At 47.4% G+C, this 18,002-nt stretch carries 18 protein-coding genes; 8 read left to right on the top strand and 10 right to left on the bottom strand.

Features of this window, described 5'->3' with window-relative positions; genetic code table 11:
* Positions 1 to 39: 39 nt before the first annotated feature.
* The 3 genes from K4A83_RS03165 to K4A83_RS03155 form a co-directional block, all read right to left on the bottom strand.
* Entirely contained in the window at positions 40 to 240 is a 201-nt protein-coding gene (locus tag K4A83_RS03165; protein ID WP_265262948.1) for a hypothetical protein, read from the bottom strand.
* A gap of 64 nt (positions 241 to 304) precedes the next feature.
* Positions 305 to 1,051 carry a carbonic anhydrase gene (locus K4A83_RS03160; protein WP_265262947.1) on the bottom strand — a complete coding sequence of 249 codons (747 nt, stop codon included), beginning with the start codon at positions 1,049 to 1,051 and terminating at the stop codon, positions 305 to 307.
* Positions 1,052 to 1,379: 328 nt separating this feature from the next.
* Entirely contained in the window at positions 1,380 to 2,294 is a 915-nt protein-coding gene (locus K4A83_RS03155; protein WP_265262946.1) for an ABC transporter ATP-binding protein, read from the bottom strand.
* Positions 2,295 to 2,614: 320 nt separating this feature from the next.
* Here K4A83_RS03155 and K4A83_RS03150 point away from each other — a divergent pair, with 320 nt between their 5' ends.
* The 4 genes from K4A83_RS03150 (at position 2,615) to trpE (ending at position 8,233) form a co-directional block, all read left to right on the top strand.
* A complete protein-coding gene (locus K4A83_RS03150) occupies positions 2,615 to 3,472 on the top strand; it encodes a tetratricopeptide repeat protein (protein ID WP_265262945.1) in 858 nt (285 codons plus the stop codon).
* 20 nt (positions 3,473 to 3,492) lie between these two features.
* A complete protein-coding gene (fni, locus tag K4A83_RS03145) occupies positions 3,493 to 4,536 on the top strand; it encodes a type 2 isopentenyl-diphosphate Delta-isomerase (RefSeq protein ID WP_265262944.1) in 1,044 nt (347 codons plus the stop codon).
* Positions 4,537 to 4,636: 100 nt separating this feature from the next.
* Entirely contained in the window at positions 4,637 to 6,433 is a 1,797-nt protein-coding gene (gene sppA / locus K4A83_RS03140) for a signal peptide peptidase SppA (RefSeq protein ID WP_265262942.1), read from the top strand.
* Positions 6,434 to 6,700: 267 nt separating this feature from the next.
* Positions 6,701 to 8,233 (top strand): anthranilate synthase component I, encoded by a 1,533-nt coding sequence (gene trpE / locus K4A83_RS03135; protein WP_265262940.1) that lies wholly within the window; start codon positions 6,701 to 6,703, stop codon positions 8,231 to 8,233.
* 76 nt (positions 8,234 to 8,309) lie between these two features.
* On the opposite strand, the gene K4A83_RS03130 is transcribed toward trpE, so the two are convergent.
* Positions 8,310 to 9,599, bottom strand: coding sequence for a septal ring lytic transglycosylase RlpA family protein (locus K4A83_RS03130; protein WP_265262939.1), 1,290 nt, complete (start codon positions 9,597 to 9,599; stop codon positions 8,310 to 8,312).
* A 243-nt stretch (positions 9,600 to 9,842) separates the two neighbouring features.
* Between K4A83_RS03130 and K4A83_RS03125 the strand changes: the two genes are divergently transcribed.
* On the top strand, positions 9,843 to 10,751 hold the full coding sequence (locus K4A83_RS03125) for a PhzF family phenazine biosynthesis protein (protein WP_265262937.1): 909 nt from the start codon (positions 9,843 to 9,845) through the stop codon (positions 10,749 to 10,751).
* Between the two features lie 48 nt (positions 10,752 to 10,799).
* On the opposite strand, the gene K4A83_RS03120 is transcribed toward K4A83_RS03125, so the two are convergent.
* The 4 genes from K4A83_RS03120 to K4A83_RS03105 all read right to left on the bottom strand — a co-directional run bounded on the left by K4A83_RS03120 (position 10,800) and on the right by K4A83_RS03105 (position 14,429).
* On the bottom strand, positions 10,800 to 11,339 hold the full coding sequence (locus K4A83_RS03120) for a GIY-YIG nuclease family protein (protein ID WP_265262936.1): 540 nt from the start codon (positions 11,337 to 11,339) through the stop codon (positions 10,800 to 10,802).
* 171 nt (positions 11,340 to 11,510) lie between these two features.
* The gene (locus tag K4A83_RS03115) at positions 11,511 to 12,425 is read right to left on the bottom strand and encodes a histone deacetylase family protein (protein ID WP_265262935.1); all 915 of its coding nucleotides are present in this window, start codon (positions 12,423 to 12,425) and stop codon (positions 11,511 to 11,513) included.
* Positions 12,426 to 13,919 (bottom strand): cobyric acid synthase CobQ, encoded by a 1,494-nt coding sequence (cobQ, locus tag K4A83_RS03110; RefSeq protein WP_407809799.1) that lies wholly within the window; start codon positions 13,917 to 13,919, stop codon positions 12,426 to 12,428.
* A 93-nt stretch (positions 13,920 to 14,012) separates the two neighbouring features.
* Positions 14,013 to 14,429 carry an Npun_F0494 family protein gene (locus K4A83_RS03105; RefSeq protein ID WP_265262933.1) on the bottom strand — a complete coding sequence of 139 codons (417 nt, stop codon included), beginning with the start codon at positions 14,427 to 14,429 and terminating at the stop codon, positions 14,013 to 14,015.
* 125 nt (positions 14,430 to 14,554) lie between these two features.
* Between K4A83_RS03105 and K4A83_RS03100 the strand changes: the two genes are divergently transcribed.
* Positions 14,555 to 14,989, top strand: coding sequence for a peroxiredoxin (locus K4A83_RS03100; RefSeq protein WP_265262932.1), 435 nt, complete (start codon positions 14,555 to 14,557; stop codon positions 14,987 to 14,989).
* Positions 14,990 to 15,043: 54 nt separating this feature from the next.
* On the opposite strand, the gene K4A83_RS03095 is transcribed toward K4A83_RS03100, so the two are convergent.
* Positions 15,044 to 15,406, bottom strand: coding sequence for a hypothetical protein (locus tag K4A83_RS03095; RefSeq protein WP_265262931.1), 363 nt, complete (start codon positions 15,404 to 15,406; stop codon positions 15,044 to 15,046).
* Positions 15,407 to 15,728: 322 nt separating this feature from the next.
* Between K4A83_RS03095 and K4A83_RS03090 the strand changes: the two genes are divergently transcribed.
* Positions 15,729 to 16,004: an RNA recognition motif domain-containing protein gene (locus tag K4A83_RS03090; RefSeq protein WP_265262930.1), complete on the top strand. Its 276-nt coding sequence runs from the start codon at positions 15,729 to 15,731 to the stop codon at positions 16,002 to 16,004.
* Between the two features lie 223 nt (positions 16,005 to 16,227).
* Positions 16,228 to 16,407: a 30S ribosomal protein S21 gene (gene rpsU, locus K4A83_RS03085; protein ID WP_017306637.1), complete on the top strand. Its 180-nt coding sequence runs from the start codon at positions 16,228 to 16,230 to the stop codon at positions 16,405 to 16,407.
* 188 nt (positions 16,408 to 16,595) lie between these two features.
* Here rpsU and dusB read toward each other — a convergent pair whose 3' ends face one another.
* Positions 16,596 to 17,594 carry a tRNA dihydrouridine synthase DusB gene (gene dusB / locus K4A83_RS03080; protein ID WP_265262929.1) on the bottom strand — a complete coding sequence of 333 codons (999 nt, stop codon included), beginning with the start codon at positions 17,592 to 17,594 and terminating at the stop codon, positions 16,596 to 16,598.
* Positions 17,595 to 18,002 lie beyond the last annotated feature (408 nt).

Below are 18,002 nucleotides of genomic sequence, written 5' to 3'. Positions count from 1 at the left end.
CCCCACCCACGAGGGGATGGGGAATTCTCGGCAATCTTTTTAAATTTCATCTGGAATGACCCATTGGGTCGGTTCGCTTAACTTCTTCAAACGCGCCGCTTCCGCAATTTCTAGCATTTGGTCTAAAGAAGTCGTTTCCATAAATTCGCTCGCTTGTTTAACATATTCACGGTTAGGACATTGATCCCCCAACACACAACCATTAACACAAGCTTCTGCGCAATTAATTTCAGTTTCCATTGCACTTTTCCTCAAAACACTACTGAGAGGGATATTCAGCAAGCCCTAAATAGGACAACTCGCCCTAACTTTTAAGGGTTTGATGATGATAGGATCCGCGATAAATACGATGGGCTTGTTCAGGAGATAACCAACTGGCAGGATGTCCAATACTGTTAGGTAGCAATTCCTCGGGATCTAAGGGTTCTAACGGACTCGATGGCGCAACATATTCATGTCGAACCGCATCATAGGCAAACACCTTGCCATTTTCAATATGATACACCCAAGCACTGAGATGTAGCTTCCCTTGACGGAGTTTTGAGTGAATCACCGGATAGGTTCTCAGGTTCTCAATTTGGGTTAAAACATTCTCCGCAATGGTAATGCTTAATAAATCTTCTCCCGTTAGGTTAGAGTAATTCTCTTTCACTAAACGGCGAGTTGCCTCTGCTTCTTTTAACCACTCATAAACTAAAGGCATTTCTTCCTCTAGTTTGTCTAATTTAAGCAGTCCTTTCATTGCCCCACAGTGGGAATGACCGCAAACAATAATATCCTTGATGCCTAATGCTTGTACCGCGTATTCAATGGCCGCACCTTCCCCGCCATTGGTTGCCCCGTAAGGAGGAATGATATTCCCCGCATTCCGAATCACAAACAGTTCTCCCGGATCGGCATCTGTAATCAAATTGGGGTCAATGCGGGAGTCAGAACAAGTAATAAATAAAACTCGGGGATGTTGACCTAAAGAAAGTTGTTGAAATAGGTCTTGGTGCTTACTAAAATAATCGGTTTGGAAGTGACGCAAACCGCGCACTAATTTTTCCATATTAGCTCGTAATTTAGGTTGAAATAGAGAGTTTGGACTGTACCAGTTATCTTGAGGTCAATCAAAGCAGTTCACAAAGTATTAAAATGGCAAATAAGTTTACCAATCCTCAACCTTGTATAATTCAATTATCTCCCCTGTAATTCTCTTTTTTCACAAAGAGCAATGCCTTAAAAAGCAAAAATCACTGAGGATTTTTGAACCAGAGAATTTTTAACAATAAGAATTGTTAATCATGATCATAAGTCGCTGCTGACCTCAAACTGGGTCAATTATACAATAGAAAACGACCCGCTTTAAAGTCAAAATGGGACGGGAAACCATTTAATCAACCTTGGGCTTTTTGGGTTAACTCTAGAAATAACCGTTCGAGATCATAACCCGTATAAAAGACCTCCGCGGGATAGACTTGATGTTCTACTAATTGCTGAATCACCCATTCACTGTCTAGACCTGTAATATCAATGGCTTCCTCTTGGCGTTGAAAAGGGGGAATGGTGGGTAAACCTTGTAAAACCTTTTCCACGGCATCTAAATCCTTGGCTTTCACGCGGACATTTTTTTCCTCTCCGCGTAATTCGGCGATCGCACCCTGGGCCACCAATTTCCCCTGATGTAGCACCGCAATACGATTACAGACCTGTTCAACCTCATTCAACAAATGACTAGAGAGGAAAATTGTCACCCCCTCCTTAGCCAACTGTAGAATAATCTGGCGCATTTCCTGCATTCCTGCGGGATCCATACCGTTAGTGGGTTCATCTAGCACTAATAACTGGGGTTGATGTAAAATCGCCAATCCCATCCCCAACCGTTGTTTCATCCCCGTGGAAAACTGAGCAGTCGGGCGTTTCCCCACCCCTTGTAAACCCACCAACTCCAACACCTCATCAACACGCTGGGAGGAGACTTGGGGATATAACTGACTCATCAACCGCAAATTCTCCCGGGCTGAGAGATAGGGAATCAAGCCCGGAATTGCTCCCACCAAGGCCCCCACTTGCCGTAAAATTTGTTTTTTTTGAGGAGTTACCCGACGCTCTAACACCCGCACCTCTCCCCGCGTCGGACGAGTTAAACCCAAAATCATGCTAATGGTGGTAGTTTTCCCCGCACCATTGGGACCTAAAAAGCCGAAAACATCGCCTTTGCGCACCGTTAAACTCACATCCTCGACTGCTTGCAGCGCGCCATATTTTTTCTGGAGATGGTGAGTTTGTAAAACAATATTACTACTATCCATAGGGGATGATAAGGGGGCTATTCAACTGAGAGGTTTGCTCGGTTCTGCACCATCAAGATAACACTTAACGGTATAGCTAGGGCTTGCTGAATAAGTCCGAGTGTCGGGAATCGGGAGTCGGAAACAATTATCAATTGTCAATTATCAATTATCAATTCCCTATTACTTCTCCCCCTGCTCCCCTGCTCCAGTTATTCAGCAGACCCTAGCTAGAGTTTGGCCTACTCCCGTTAGCTTCCCGCAGGAATGGCTAACTCGCCATTCCGAGGTATCTGTGCGAAAATAGCAGCTAAGAGTTGTCTTTAGCCTGTGGGATTATCGTGAGAACTACCCAGAAAAGAAGTCCTTGGATTTACCTTGTGCTAGTAGCGGTGTTGGTACTGTTTATCGGTGTTCCTCTCTTGCCACTGGTGAGTAGCGCCTTGCGAGGGGGAACCCGTCCGGTAGCCAATAATTCAGCGTCAGGATTCCAGCTTTCTGTTGCGGATCAGACAGAATTGGAAAATCGGGCCCATAGTTATGAGTTGGTGCTGCGAGACGACCCCAATAATACAACAGTTTTAAGACGCTTGCTGGAAGTGCGATTAGAACAAGGGAAACTACAACAGGCGTTAGCTCCCTTAGAGACATTGAGTCAACTGCAACCAGAGCAGCCGGACTATACCATCTTATTGGCCCAAGCGAGACAACATTTAGGGGATTATGAGGGGTCTTTCCGGGCCTATGATCGCATCTTACAAGCCAATCCGGGGGATGTGAACGCGCTGCAAGGAATGATCAACCTTCAGTTACAACAAAATCGCCCTGAGGGAGCCATTGGAAGGCTTCAGGATACGTTAAAACTGGCTGCTCAAGCCAATGCAGCGAATCCGGGGAGTGTAGATGTGGCTTCGGTGCAGTTGTTGCTGGGGTGGGTGTATGCCTACCAAGAACGATTTACGGAGGCGATCGCCATTTATGACCAAATCATGAGCGCCAATCCGGGGGATTTCCGTCCCGTCTGGGCAAAAGCTGAAATTCTCAAGCAACAAGGACAGTATAGCCAAGCGAAACCGCTCTATCAGGCCGCCGTTGCCTTAGCTCCCCCGCGCTACAAAGACCAAATTCAGCAAATTGCCGATCAACTGGCCCAAATGCCCCCCCCGACTCAGGATTCTCCCGAAGAAAGTCCCGAATAATCTCTAATTATTCTCAAATTATGTCTATTTTGCCACCCCTCAGCACAACCCAAACCCGCAAGGCCGACCATCTGCGGATCTGTTTAGAGGAAGATGTCCAGTTTAATCGCCAAACTAACGGACTAGAACGCTACCAGTTTAGTCATTGCTGCCTACCCGAATTAGATTATGAGGAAATTGATCTGACCACTCAATTTTTAGGTCGTGCTGTGGGGATGCCTGTATTAATTTCTTCCATGACGGGAGGAACCGATCAGGCGAAGTTAATTAACCAGCGTTTGGCGGTAGTGGCGCAACAGTACGGTTTAGCGATGGGAGTAGGGTCCCAACGGGTGGCTGTGGAAAAGCCGGAGGTAGCACATACCTTTGCTGTGCGATCTTTTGCTCCGGATATTCTCTTATTTGCCAATTTGGGCGCAGTGCAATTGAACTATACTTATGGGGTGGAAGAGTGCTTAAAGGTGGTGGATATTCTAGAAGCCAATGCCCTAATCCTCCATTTAAACCCTCTACAGGAATGTATCCAACCCCGAGGCGATCGACATTTTAAAGGATTACTTGACAAAATAGAAAAAATATGCTCTAAATTACCTGTTCCGGTGATTGCTAAGGAGGTGGGGAATGGCATTTCTCCGGTGATGGCGACACGCTTGGTGAATGCCGGGGTGAGGGTGATTGATGTGGCGGGGGCTGGGGGAACGTCTTGGGCGCGGGTGGAAAGCGAACGGGCGGAAAATTGGCTACAACGGCGACTCGGGGAAACTTTTGCGGATTGGGGTTTACCGACGGCTGACTGTGTGGTGAGTATTCGCAGTTTGTTTCCTAATTTGCCCCTGATTGCGTCAGGAGGGCTGCGCAATGGGCTGGATGTAGCGAAAACTTTGGCTTTGGGGGCAAATTTGGCGGGGTTAGCGTTACCCTTCCTGAAGGCGGCCTCGGAATCCCCTGAAGCTTTAGAGGAGTGGGTGCAATTGTTGCAGGCTGAACTCAAAACTGTGCTTTTCTGCACAGGAAATTCTACGATAGAAGCGTTACAACAGTCTTCTAGTTTGCAACAACGTTAGGAACTGGGGGGGGAGAATTAAGCATTGATAATTGATAATTGATTATTATTCCCCATTCCCCATTCCCTATTCCCTATTCCCTATTCCCTATTACCTAATCATGTTGCGTTTCCTTCAACAAGTTATTGCCAGTTTAATCGGTACCTTAGCGGCCTTGCTGATTTTATCGACTATGGGGCTGGGATTGTTTACCCTTTTGATTGTGGCAGCCTTAAGTCAAGAAGAATCCCCCCGACTGCGGAATCAATCGATGTTGGTGTTTGATTTGTCCTTGGAAATTCGGGACACAGAACCGATTTTGCGTTTTTCCGAGAGTTTTGGTAGTGGGTCCCCGAGGGCGATCGCACTTCGTCGAGTCATCCAAAATCTGGAGAAGGCCGCCCAAGATGATCGGATTGTGGGTCTATTGTTAGATGGGAGCAATGGGAGTCCAACGGCTGGTTATGCCACCCTGAAGGAAGTGCGCGCTGCCTTAGAGCAGTTCAAGGAGTCGGGCAAGACGATCATGGCCTACGACGTGAATATGGGCAAAAAGGGCTATTATTTGGCATCTCTAGCCGATCGTCTGATTTTAAACCCGATGGGGGTATTAGAACTCAATGGGTTAAGTTCCGAACAATTCTTTTTAGCCGGGGCTTTAGATCAGTTGGGGATTGGGGTGCAGGTGGTGCGGGTGGGAGACTACAAATCCGCCGTTGAACCGTTGATTCAAGAAGAGTTAAGCCCAGAAAATCGCCAACAGATTAGCCAACTGTTACAAGAAATTTGGGGAGAGTATTTAACGGTTGTGAGTGCGGGACGAGAACTAAGTGTATCTCAAGTGGAAACTGCCGCCAATGAACAAGGGATTTTATTACCCGAAGCGGCCTTAGCTGCCAATTTAATCGATGAGGTAGCCCACTACGATGAGGTGATGGGGGAAATCAAGGAGTTAACCGGACAAGACAGCACAACGCGCAATTTCCGGCAGGTGAGTTTGAGCAATTACACCACCATGGCAGTAGAAGCGGCCGCCCGCAAACCCTCCCAGAATAAGGTGGCGGTGGTTTATGCGGAGGGGCCTATTGTTTATGGCCGAGGGGGGGAACGACAGATTAGTAGCGATCGCCTTGTTCGACAATTGCGCACCATTCGCCACAGTGACGAGGTGAAAGCCCTTGTCCTGCGAGTGAATAGTCCGGGGGGCAGTGCCACCGCCTCAGATATTATCCTGCGGGAACTGCAACTGTTAGCGGAGGAGAAACCTGTAGTCGTCTCTATGGGCGATGTGGCCGCATCTGGGGGCTATTGGATCGCGACGGGGGCTGATTACATCTTTGCCCAACCTAACACGATTACAGGCTCTATCGGCGTGTTTGGGGTGATTCCCAATGTGGAGGAAATCTCCAGTAATAACGGCATTACTTGGGATGGGGTGAAAACCTCGCCTTTTGCGGATATTGAGAGCATTTCTCGCCCCAAAAACGAGGCCGAGTTAGCTTTGTTACAAAACTTTGTCAATCAAATCTACGACCTGTTTTTAGAGAAAGTGGCCAACAGTCGGGATTTATCGCCCAGTGCGGTGGCTGAAGTGGCTCAAGGTCGCATCTGGTCAGGGATAGCGGCTCAGAATCTGGGCTTAGTGGATGAGTTGGGAGGTTTGGAAAATGCGATCGCCCATGCCGCCGAAAAAGCCGAATTAGGCGATGATTGGGAAGCGGAAGAGTACATCGAAGAACCCCGTTTAGAAGATATTCTCTTTCGTCGTCTCGTGATGATTTTCCAGGCCGAAACCCAATCCCAAGATCCCATTACGACAGAATTATCCCGCTTGCATGGAGAATTAAGTGTATTAACTCAACTCAATGATCCTCGGGATATTTACAGCCATCTGCTCTTTGATTTACGCATCCGTTGACACTCCCACCGTTCAATCAAAAATCATAAGAAAAGGGTGGGAGTTTGGAAACTCAGTAGTGGAATCAGTAGAGGTGTTTTGACTACGCCTTTGAAGCTCAATCTTTGGGCTATTCAAGAATCTCAGCGTCTAAAGACGCTGAGAGTGTCAAAACGGCACGCTTCGCGTTAGCAAAGCTCCACGAAGTGGTACAGCAAGCCCTAGATTAGGATTTTGATCCCCCATCATAGGATAATGGGGGGATGACATCACGGCCTGACCTGATCTATGATTTTTCCCGATTTCAACCAATTTTGCGAACTAGCAGCCCAAGGAAACTTTATTCCGGTATATCAAGAATGGGTGGCTGATTTAGAAACTCCCGTTTCAGCCTGGTATAAAATCTGTGCCGGACAACCCTATAGCTTCCTTTTAGAATCTGTAGAAGGGGGAGAAACTCTGGGGCGTTATAGTTTATTGGGCAGTGATCCCGTTTGGGTGTTAGAAGCGAGGGGAGAGCAAACCCAACAAATCCATCGGGATGGCACGGTGATTGAGTTTACAGGCAATCCTTTTGATGTGTTGGCGGATTGTTTGGATCCCTATCATCCTGTGCAGTTGCCCCAACTGCCCTCGGGGATTGGGGGGTTATTTGGCTTTTGGGGGTATGAGTTAATCCGGTGGATTGAAAATCGGGTTCCGGTGTATCCCATCACGGAGGAGGATTTACCGGATGGGGTATGGATGCAGGTGGATAACTTGCTGATTTTTGATCAGGTGAAACGGAAAATCTGGGCGATCGCCTATGCGGATTTAAGAGATCCATCGGTGAACCTCCAAGACGCTTATCAAGCGGCCTGCGATCGCGTGACTACCCTTGTCTTAAAGTTACAACTCCCCTCCCCCACCGAAGCTAAACCCCTCGAATGGAAATCCCCGGACAGTCCTATTTCTCAAACCGCCTCCCTCTCCTCTGAAAGTAATACCCCCCCAGAGCAGTTTTGCGCCAACGTGGAGAAAGCGAAGGACTACATCCGCGCTGGGGATATTTTTCAAGTGGTGTTATCTCAACGGCTGTCTGCCTCCTATCGGGGTAATCCCTTTGATCTCTACCGCTCCTTGCGTTTGATTAATCCCTCCCCCTACATGGCCTATTACAATTTCCGTAATTGGCAGATTATCGGCTCTAGTCCAGAAGTGATGGTACGAGCGCAAAAAGACGCTGAGGGAGGCACAGAAGCCATTTTAAGACCCATTGCCGGGACTCGCCGCCGGGGACAAAACCCCCAAGAAGATAAAGCCCTAGAGGTGGATTTACTCCAAGATCCCAAAGAAATCGCCGAACACGTTATGCTCGTAGACCTAGGACGCAATGATTTGGGGCGCGTTTGTCAAAGTGGGACGGTTACAGTTGATGAATTAATGGTGATTGAACGATATTCCCATGTCATGCACATTGTTAGTAATGTGACGGGAAAATTACAGCAGGATAAGAATGCTTGGGATCTACTCAAGGCGACTTTTCCCGCCGGAACCGTGAGTGGTGCGCCCAAAATCCGGGCAATGGAGATCATCCACGAATTAGAACCGGAACGACGAGGACCCTATTCGGGAGTTTATGGGTACTATGATTTTGAAGGTCAGTTAAATAGTGCGATCGCCATTCGGACAATGGTAGTCCGCCCCCAAGGCCCCGATCAGCATCTTGTCTCCGTTCAAGCGGGGGCTGGGGTAGTGGCTGACTCTGTACCCGACAAGGAATATGAGGAAACCCTCAATAAAGCCAAAGGATTGTTAGAGGCCATTCGCTGCTTACGGTAGGGTGCGAAGTTCTCCCCCGCTAACCCTAGGGGTATAACGGGCGGCCCCTGCTGACTTTAGGTTGGGGATCACGAATCTAGAGACGAGAATAAGATTCCATCACCACCGCTCGATAGCGCACGACACCCGAATGCTTACTATCCAGACAGCGCGCCACCCCTCGGGATAAATCAAGGGTGCGGGGATAGATATAAGGGCCTCGGTCATTAATGCGCACAATTACGCTTTCCTGACTTTCTAAATTTGTCACCTTGAGATAGGTATTAAAGGGTAAATAGGGATGAGCGGCGGTAAATGCTTCTTGATCATAAATTTCCCCATTGGCCGTCATGCGACCATGAAAATAGGAACCATACCAAGAGGCTAACCCCTCAAACTGACGACGGGTTTCCACTAAACCGTACATCGCCCGTTGAGCTTCTACCAAACTCAAGGCCTCGGCTCCAAGTGCTTGACGGAGATGATTCACCCAATGAATGACCATTAATTCCCGATGGGGTTCTTCGAGGGGGGTAATATTAGAATCCACTAAAAATAAAAGGCGATCGCCGACCATCCCCGCCGGATTGCCCCCCAACAGACTGGGCTTAATCTCCGTCGGATCTAGATCCCCCTTATTCAGCAAATAGCGTAAACGTTCAGCCAAATCTTCAATCTGTTGACGGTTCTCTAATTTCATCACCGTCTGACCATTGACCAAAAGATGAAACTCCTCCCGATAGTTGGAAGGAGTTTCCGGTTGCGATCGCCAACTCACCCATTGTAATCGCTCAGGAAAAGTTAGTCTGCGGGTTTCACCATTAACCACCTGAGTAATTTCCACCACATTTTCCGACTCTTTAGCCATTTCTGACCAACGGAACACATTCTCAACCACCTGCATCAAACGCTCTCTCAGGCTCGTGTGATGGGTCAATTTAGGCTGAGACTCCCCCAATTTCTCCGTCTGTGGTTGCTTCGACCATTGAGGAGTAGGAGACAAGGGCGAAGGACAGAACCCATCCTGAGCGGAATTTTGCCAAGAGATAGTTTTTCCCCGTAAGGGGCGGGGGACTCCTTCATAGGAGCGAAAATCCGTTTCCCAACTCGAAAGCGTCTCAGGAAGACGATGAAACGCCACATCAAGGGGCTTTTCGTTGCTCGGATTGTAGCCTCCGAGATGTAACCCTGCGGTTGCCCAAGACCATTGCCAAGGGGCAGAGGGCATCCATGAACCCAAATCTGAAGAATAACTCAATAAATGACTATTTTTAGGAGCAGATGCTAGGCGTAATCCTGTTAAACGAGAGTCTGTCAGGATAAATTGGCTAAACCCTAGTAAGATCCCGACACAGGATGTCACCCAGGCTAGTCTGAAAAAAGTCATGAGCAGTATTTTTTAAAGACGACACACCGGGAGGAACGAAACGTACCTTAGTATACATAATTTCCTCGGGGATCAAGCAAATTTTGATCCCCGCCTCTCTCAAGGCCCCTCGTTCCCTGTTGACAGAGCGCAGGGGATCAGGAAAAGTGAATAGGGGACAATCCCGCCCAAGCCGTTAATATCCCACCCTTGGGGTGTGGGGGCAGAAGGTCAAAATCCCCCGGTCTTGCTGATTTCTTCTCTATGCTCAAAACCTTTATGCCGCACTTGATTCCCTTTTATATTGTGGATGTTTTTGCCCTGGGGTCTTATACGGGAAACCCTCTTGCCGTCATCACTTCAGCCGATTTCTTAGATGATCAACAGATGCAGGCGATCGCCCGAGAGATGAATTACTCTGAAACCACCTTTATCCTCAGCGATACTCCCCGATCTGGTGGCTACGACGTGCGCATTTTCACCCCGAAACAAGAACTCCCCTTTGCCGGACATCCCACCCTCGGCACCGCTTACATCCTCAAGGAAAAAATTCTCTCCTCCCCTCCCCACTGTCTCACCCTGAATCTAAAAGTTGGACCGATCCCCGTCACCGTCCAAGGGGATCATCCCCTGGGTGAAATCCTCTGGATGCAGCAAAATCCGCCCCAATTTGGCGAAACCTTCCCCCGAGAAACCTTGGCCCCTGTCCTTAATCTTTCCCCAGAGTCCATTGATCCCCGCTTCCCCATCCAAGCGGTATCAACTGGAGTTCCTTTTATTATTGTTCCCCTCAAAACCCTCTCCGATGTCCAACAAATTAGGCTTCAGCGTGACCGTTATTTTGAGCTAATTACTAACAGCGAGGCTAAATGTATTTTAGTCTTTTGTCCAGAAACCTATCAAGGGGATCATCAACTCAATGTGCGCGTCTTTGCCGACTATTTAGGCATCCCAGAAGATCCCGCCACGGGCAGTGCTAACGGTTGTCTAGCAGGCTATTTAGCCGAACATAATTATTTCAATCAACCGACGGTAGACATACAGGTTGAACAAGGGTATGAAATAGAGCGCCCCTCCCTGCTGTTTTTAAGAGCAAAACCAAAAACAGAGGGGATCGAGGTACATATTGGGGGGCAAGTGGTGATGATTGCCCAAGGGGAATTATTTGTTTAATGGGTGACTATCGGAAAATTAAACCGTTTTAATTCTGGGATGCGTCTATCATTTTAAGTCTAACAATCCTTGTTCTTTTAACTTGGGGTTAAAGCGCATATCTAAGGTAACGCCGCGCTGTTCTAATTGCTTTAAAATCTCTGCTTCGAGACGACGCGCTACTTTTTTCAGTAACTTAATCTTCCCTAAATCATCTTGCTTTTGATAAGCTTCTTGCTCTTCTTCGGTCAAGGTGAACTTAGCATCAATTGGATTATTCCATGCCCCTTCCTCCTCATCATTTCCTAGGGGAATTGCGCCATTTTCCATCAGCCAAGCTTGCTTAATTTCTTCTAAAATCGTCCGAATAGGACGGTCTATAGTTTGAATCTTTAGCCAATAACAATTAAACGGTTTCCGGACTAAATGCTGTTTTAAGCTGACCTCAATATCCCGGGAATAGTTGACTAGCTGTAAGGTTTTTTGTTGATCAAAAATGGCATAAACCCCGATTTTTTTATGCCAAGACTCAGCAATTTTTCCCTCTTCGGTTAAATAGGGAATAAATTCTAAACTGGCTAACGTGGGATATTCAGAGGGAGTCACCATATAAGAGAATAGATTGAGTTCACCCAAACATTGTAAACGAAAACCCGTTACTCATTAGTGACAAGTTAGGTCTGAATGTCCTCTGGTTAAGGTCAGGGAATAGGGAACAGTAATCAGTCAGATGTGGGAATTGATAATTGTTCCCTATTCCCTCTGGCCTATGTTCACTGATTACTGTTTACTGACAAGGGTTTCACTAGCGGCTTGATGAAGTAGACTATGGCGACGGACGAGGGTCATGATATCTTGAGCGTAGCCTCCCCCAATGACGGCGGCGAGGGGGTATCCGGCACTATAACAGGTCGTTAATACCATTTTCTCCCGTCGATAAATCCCCCAATCACTGAGGGCTAATTTCCCGAGACGATCTTCAACGTGGGTGTCTACTCCCGCATCGTATAAGACCAAATCCGGTTTCACGGCACTGAGCAGATCGGGCAACTGTTGCGCCAAAATTTGTAAGTAGCCATCATCATCTAAACCAATGGGGAGGGGAATGTCGAGATCGCTATTTTGTTTGCGGTGGGGAAAGTTTGCTTCGCAGTGCATGGAAAAGGTGAAGACTCGGGGATCATCCCGAAAGATAAAGGCTGTGCCATCTCCTTGGTGAACGTCAAGGTCAAGGATGAGGATTTTCTGGACTTTCCCTTGATTGAGGAGGATTTGAGAGGCGATCGCTAAATCATTAAAAATACAAAATCCGGAGCCGTAACTGGGGAACGCATGGTGTGTTCCCCCGGCAGTATTACAGACAATCCCCTCCTCTAAGGCTAACTCGGCGGCTAAAATTGTCCCCCCCACCGCCGTACAGGTGCGCTTGACTAACTCCGGGCTCCAGGGTAAACCGATGCGGCGCTGGGCTTTGGGGTCTAAAGTTCCCTCACAATAGGCCGCTACATAGTCGGGGGTGTGGACTTGTTCAATCCAAGTGCGAGGAGGAAGGGTGGGGGTAAAAACGCGATCGCCTGTGGTAATCCCCGTCTGCAATAAATAATCATAGAGCCGTTTAAATTTCGGCATGGGAAACCGATGTTGATCCGGTAGGGGGGTAACATAATCCGGGTGATACACAATGGAAACGGTCATCTACAAGTACATGGGTAGAATAGGGGCTAAATTCAAATTATGGGAGACTAAATCAGCAATCCCATCTAAGATCATTTCCCGTTGTTCTCGGTAGTTAGGAACTCCCGTCGGCAGGGAAGATAACCCCCGACGTTGGCGCAAATGATTCAGCCAAGACCTGCGCCACGCCCCGTTATCAAATAAACCATGTAAATAGCAGCCCCACACCGTTTGACTGTGATCCACGACTCCTAATCCGGGATCATCAAAGAGAGGATGACAGGGGGGAATTTGAGTGTCTTTATTGCCTTCAATGGGATGAGTGCGACCTTGGTGGATTTCGTAGCCATCAATGGGTAGACCTTTGTGGGGAAAGTGGGACAAACAACTGCGTTGACGGACGATTTTATTCCGGGTGATGGTGGTACGCACTGGCAGGAGATTGAGGCCGGGGTAATACCGATCTTCCCCTTCTAGGCCTTCGGGATCGGTGATCAGTTGTCCCAACATTTGAAAACCGCCACAGATTCCTAATACATTGCCCCCAGCGGCCGCGTAGTCTTGGATTTTCTTGGCCATCCCACTGTCATGGAGGGCTTTGAGGTCGGCAATGGTGGTTTTAGACCCGGGGATAATTAGGGCATCGGGATAGGCGAGGGAGTCGTTGAGGTGGATATATTTCAGGGTGACGCTAGGTTCTGCGTCGAGGGGGTCAAAGTCGGTAAAGTTGGAGATGCGGGGTAAGCGGAGGACACCTATGGTAAGTTCGGAATTGGGTTTGCGCGATCGCCTTTCCAACAAACCTAAAGAATCTTCGGCCGGGAATAGATTCTCACTCCAAGGAATCACCCCCAAAACCGGAATTTTTGTATAGTCTTCCAACCATTGAATCCCCGAATCTAATAGGGAACGTTGTCCACGAAACTTATTAATCACAATTCCCCGAATCAAAATCCGCTCCTCCGGGTCTAACAGGGCGAGAGTTCCCACCACATGGGCAAAAGCTCCCCCCCGATCAATATCTACGACCAAAATGGTGGGAGCGTTGAGATATTTCGCCACCCTCATATTGGTTAAATCCCGGTGTTTTAGATTAATTTCCGCCGGACTGCCTGCTCCTTCGCAGATAATCAGATCAAATTCTGCCGAGAGACGTTGTAGAGAGTCTCTAATGGCTTCCCAGCCTAACTCAAAATACTGCTCATAATACTCTTGGGCTGTGGTGTAACCAATGGGTTTTCCTTTCAGAATGACTTGAGAGGTCATATTCCCTTGGGGTTTAAGGAGAATGGGGTTCATTTCCACCAAGGGATTCACCCCGGCCGCCCAAGCTTGCACCGCTTGAGCATAGCCAATTTCGCCCCCTGTTGCGGTGACGTAGGCATTGAGTGCCATGTTTTGACCTTTAAAGGGAGTAATCCGCCAACCTCGATGGGAGAGAATGCGACAGAGGGCGGCCGTGATCATGGATTTTCCAGCATTGGAGGTGGTTCCAACCACCATAATGGCTCTCATGGGCAACAATTAGGGGTAGAGGTCAAGGAACGAGCAGGAGTCAATTGGTGCTTATTCCATTATGCCCGTGATCTCCCTGAGAAACCGGGAATCTTAGAAAGACCCACTCAACCACCGGGCGATCGCATTTAAAACCCGTTGCCTCAGAGTCGGCGGAGGAAATTCCCCTTGCTTTTGCCAGTGGTCTACAATTTGACGACCCAAGGGCGTGAGGCGAAAACTATCGGTAATCCCCTGACCGTCTACTTCTCGCCGTAAAACTCCTACCTTAATCAGCCAGTCTAACTGACTTTCAGCCCTTCTTTCCAAGACAGGGGAGCGGGTATACCCTTGTTGTACTCCCCTTTGTCCGGCGATCGCCCCTAATGCCACACTTTGCACCCGCATGGTCGCCAACAAAAGTAACAAAAACGGCGAACAAAATAAAGCCCGTTCTGCCCGTTCGATGGTGCGTTCTCCATAGTGAATTTTCCCAGAATTCCCTTGAGTTTTAGGCGTGCTAATAGTCATAGATTCATTAATAAACAGTGGCTCTATCGGAAGTGGGAGATATTTCTCCCCCACTCCGAGGCTCTGTAAATCATTGTAAAATTTATGAGGACATTCGTTGATTTTGAGCAAGGAACTTTCTCATTATGGCTTTAGCAGTCGGTACCAAAGCGCCCACCTTTACCACCAAAGACGACCAAGGAAACACCGTTTCCCTCTCTGACTTTGCCGGAAAAGTCGTCGTCCTGTATTTTTACCCCAAAGACGACACCCCCGGTTGCACCAAACAGGCCCAAAGCTTCCGGGATAATTACGAAGAGTATCAAGGGAAAGACATGGTAGTTTTAGGGGTGAGCATGGATGATGAAGCCTCCCACAAAGCCTTTAAAGAAAAATATGGTCTTCCCTTTACCCTCTTAACCGATGTGGATGGCACCATCAGCAAAGCCTACGATGTGGAAGGAGGCGGCTATGCCAAGCGTGTCACCTACATTATCGATGGGGAAGGCAATATTACCCATGTCGATGCGTCCGTGCAAACCTCTACCCATGCCCAAGATATCTTGAAAGTTGTCGGCTAGAAATTTATTATCAATTATCAAAGTTTAAACTTTGATAATTGATAGTAACTGACTCTACTCCTCGTCAGGAGTGGTCAAAGCTTCCGACTCAGTAGGTTGCTGTAATTGCTGCATCCGTTCCAACTGAAGACGGCGAAACTCCTCACTCGCCCGGTTTAACTGACGGTTGCTGTCTCGGCGAAAATCACCCAGAGAACGCCCATTGCCCATTGTTGCCCGGTGGATTAAATCAAAGGGGTTCAACCCCTCTGTATTGCCGAAAAGAGAATTCACCTCATTATTTTGAAACCCCTCCCGACTGGGATTATGGTTAGTTTGGGCCAACAGGGGAGAAGTCGCTCCCCCTAAGAAACTCAGGAAAACCCCGAGACTTAACATAGATGGCCAAAAATTCCGGTGTCGAAAATTCTTATACATAGCAATTGAGACTATTCTTAACAACTGATTGATTTCCCGAGGGGAGATCCGGAACAAAGACTCCATTCCACAGTAGATGTTTCAAGACAAGGGGGGCTGAAATCCCTGCCATAGCAATCATTGCAATTGCTGGCAGAAATGATACCCTTTCCGTGTTTCTATGTTAAACTACGGGAGTGAGTATGTGTAAGTTCGGATTAAATCGTTTGTTGATTCATTGTTCATTGATGTTAGTTCATCGTTCATTGGTACAGATTAGCAGGCCGATCTCCGAATCTCAACTGCTCTATTTTTAGTTTTGCATTGGCTTTGGAGATACATTATGTCGATTTATGTGGGCAACCTCGCCTATAACGTCACCCAAGACGACCTATCAGAAGTCTTTGCGGAGTACGGTACCGTTAGGCGGGTTTATCTCCCCACAGACCGTGAATCCGGTCGCCCTCGTGGTTTTGGTTTTGTGGAAATGTCCAGTGACGAGGAAGAAGATGCAGCGATTCAAGAGTTAGACGGTGCAGAGTGGCTGGGACGTTCTCTGAAAGTGAATAAAGCAAGACCCCGGGATGGTGGGTCGGGAGGTGGCGGCCGCAGAAATTAATTTGGGTCTACTAGAAGTTGAAAAACCCGCTTAATGCGGTTTGGTTTTTCAACTTCTAGTGTTATGATGAAAAAAGGCATTTCAACATCCCTGCCAAATAAGAGCATGGGGTGTCTTGATCTGTCTATTTTGTTGATTTACACCAGCCGATTAATTCAATCCGGTTGATTCAATCCGGTTAATTCCATAATTGTGAACAAACTAACCTTTAGGAGGAAACTGAATGACGCAAGTAACCGTTGGCGAAAATGAAGGTATTGAATCTGCACTCAGACGATTCAGACGGGAAGTATCAAAAGCGGGAATCTTCGCCGATATGAAGCGTTTACGCCACTTTGAAACCCCCCAAGAAAAGCGCAAACGCAAGGCGATCGCACGGCGTCGGAAAAAACGTTTTAGCTAAACTGAAGTAGTATAAAATAACTAGCACCCCCAGATCGTCTCTGCATTGATCTGGGGGTATTAGTTCAGGGAACAGTTAAAGTAGGTTGGGTGGAACGAAGTGCAACCCAACATTTCCCCATCCTAGTGTATCCCCAACCCCAATGTTGGGTTACGCTAGCGCTGCACCCAACCTACGAATAATAAGGCTTAAATCAAGACACTATCTAATAAAAAATAACCCTCCTCAACCGACGTAATCCGCGACAACTGATCCCGCAATTCCCCCGCACCGGGAAACCCCTTCACATACCACGTCATATGTTTCCGAGACTGATAAATTCCCCGTTGTCCCTTATACTCCCACAACCCTTGTAAATGCTCTTTCGCACATTGTAACCGCTCATCTAAAGAGGGTTGGGGTAACAACTGCCCCGTTTTCAAAAAGTAGTCAATTTCTCCCACCAAAAACGGATAACCCAACGTTCCGCGAGAACACATTACCCCATCCGCCCCTGTTTCCATCAAACAACGGACGGCACTTTCTACCGAGAAAATATCCCCATTAGCAATCACCGGAATAGAGAGAATTTCCTTCACCTTAGCAATCCATTCCCAACGTGCTTGTCCCGTATATCCTTGAGCGCGAGTCCGCCCATGAAGGGTTAACATTTGCGCTCCGGCATCTTCTAAACGTCGGGCAAAATCGAGAATATTAATTTCTTGATCATCCCAACCAATGCGGGTTTTTACAGTAACAGGAATCGGCACAGCTTCAACTACTGTTTTAACAATTTCTGCCGCTACTTCTGGCTGACGAAGGAGAGAAGAACCGCCCCCTTTTTTGGTAATTTTATTAACAGGACAGCCCATATTAATATCAATGGTATCCGCTCCTTGAGCCACAGCCTTCCGTGCAGCTTCGGCCATAAAATCAGGGCGACAATCAAAGAGTTGAATACTAATGGGATGTTCTTGGGGATCCACTTCCATCACCCGGGGAAGTTCTTGCAAATGATGAATTTCCGAAGCTTGTACCATTTCAGTATAAAGCATGGAACTGGGGGCATAACGTCGGACTAAGCGGCGAAATACTAAATCGGTGACACCGGATAGGGGAGACTGTAACACCCGACTGTTGACCTGCACGGTGCCGATGGTGAGGGGGGTGGAGAGTTTGGTCTGTAGGGTGGGGGATAGGGATAACATAGCGGTTTCGGCGACTTTCGGAATATTTATTAATGATTATAGAGTTCCATGTAGGAAGATTTAAAAAAGTCAGGAACTTTTTATTTATTTTTGGAGTCCTTGACCGAATGGAATTCATGATTTTAGGGTAATTTTGCCCCAATTAATAAGCTTTAAGCAGAGAAAAAATCTAGGGCAGACTGGAGATTTTCTCTGCTTTGGCTAGAGAGTAAATGAGTTCGTTTTTATCTTTGGAATAAGTGATTTTGCCGATTTTTAACAACTTCATCAAGTCTATACATTCCATTATGTGAAACTATGCCATCATGAAATTAGGGGTTATTAGATCCTCACTTCAAAGGTTTTCCATAAAAGGTGAAGTTTATCAGTTTAGGGTCGCATCAAATAATAGGGAATTATTATGTCATA

The organism is Spirulina subsalsa FACHB-351 (genome assembly GCF_026130165.1).
Classification (GTDB): domain Bacteria; phylum Cyanobacteriota; class Cyanobacteriia; order Cyanobacteriales; family Spirulinaceae; genus Spirulina_A; species Spirulina_A subsalsa_A.
Note: the sequence above shows the minus strand (reverse complement) of the source record. Positions and strands in the feature narration are given on the sequence as shown.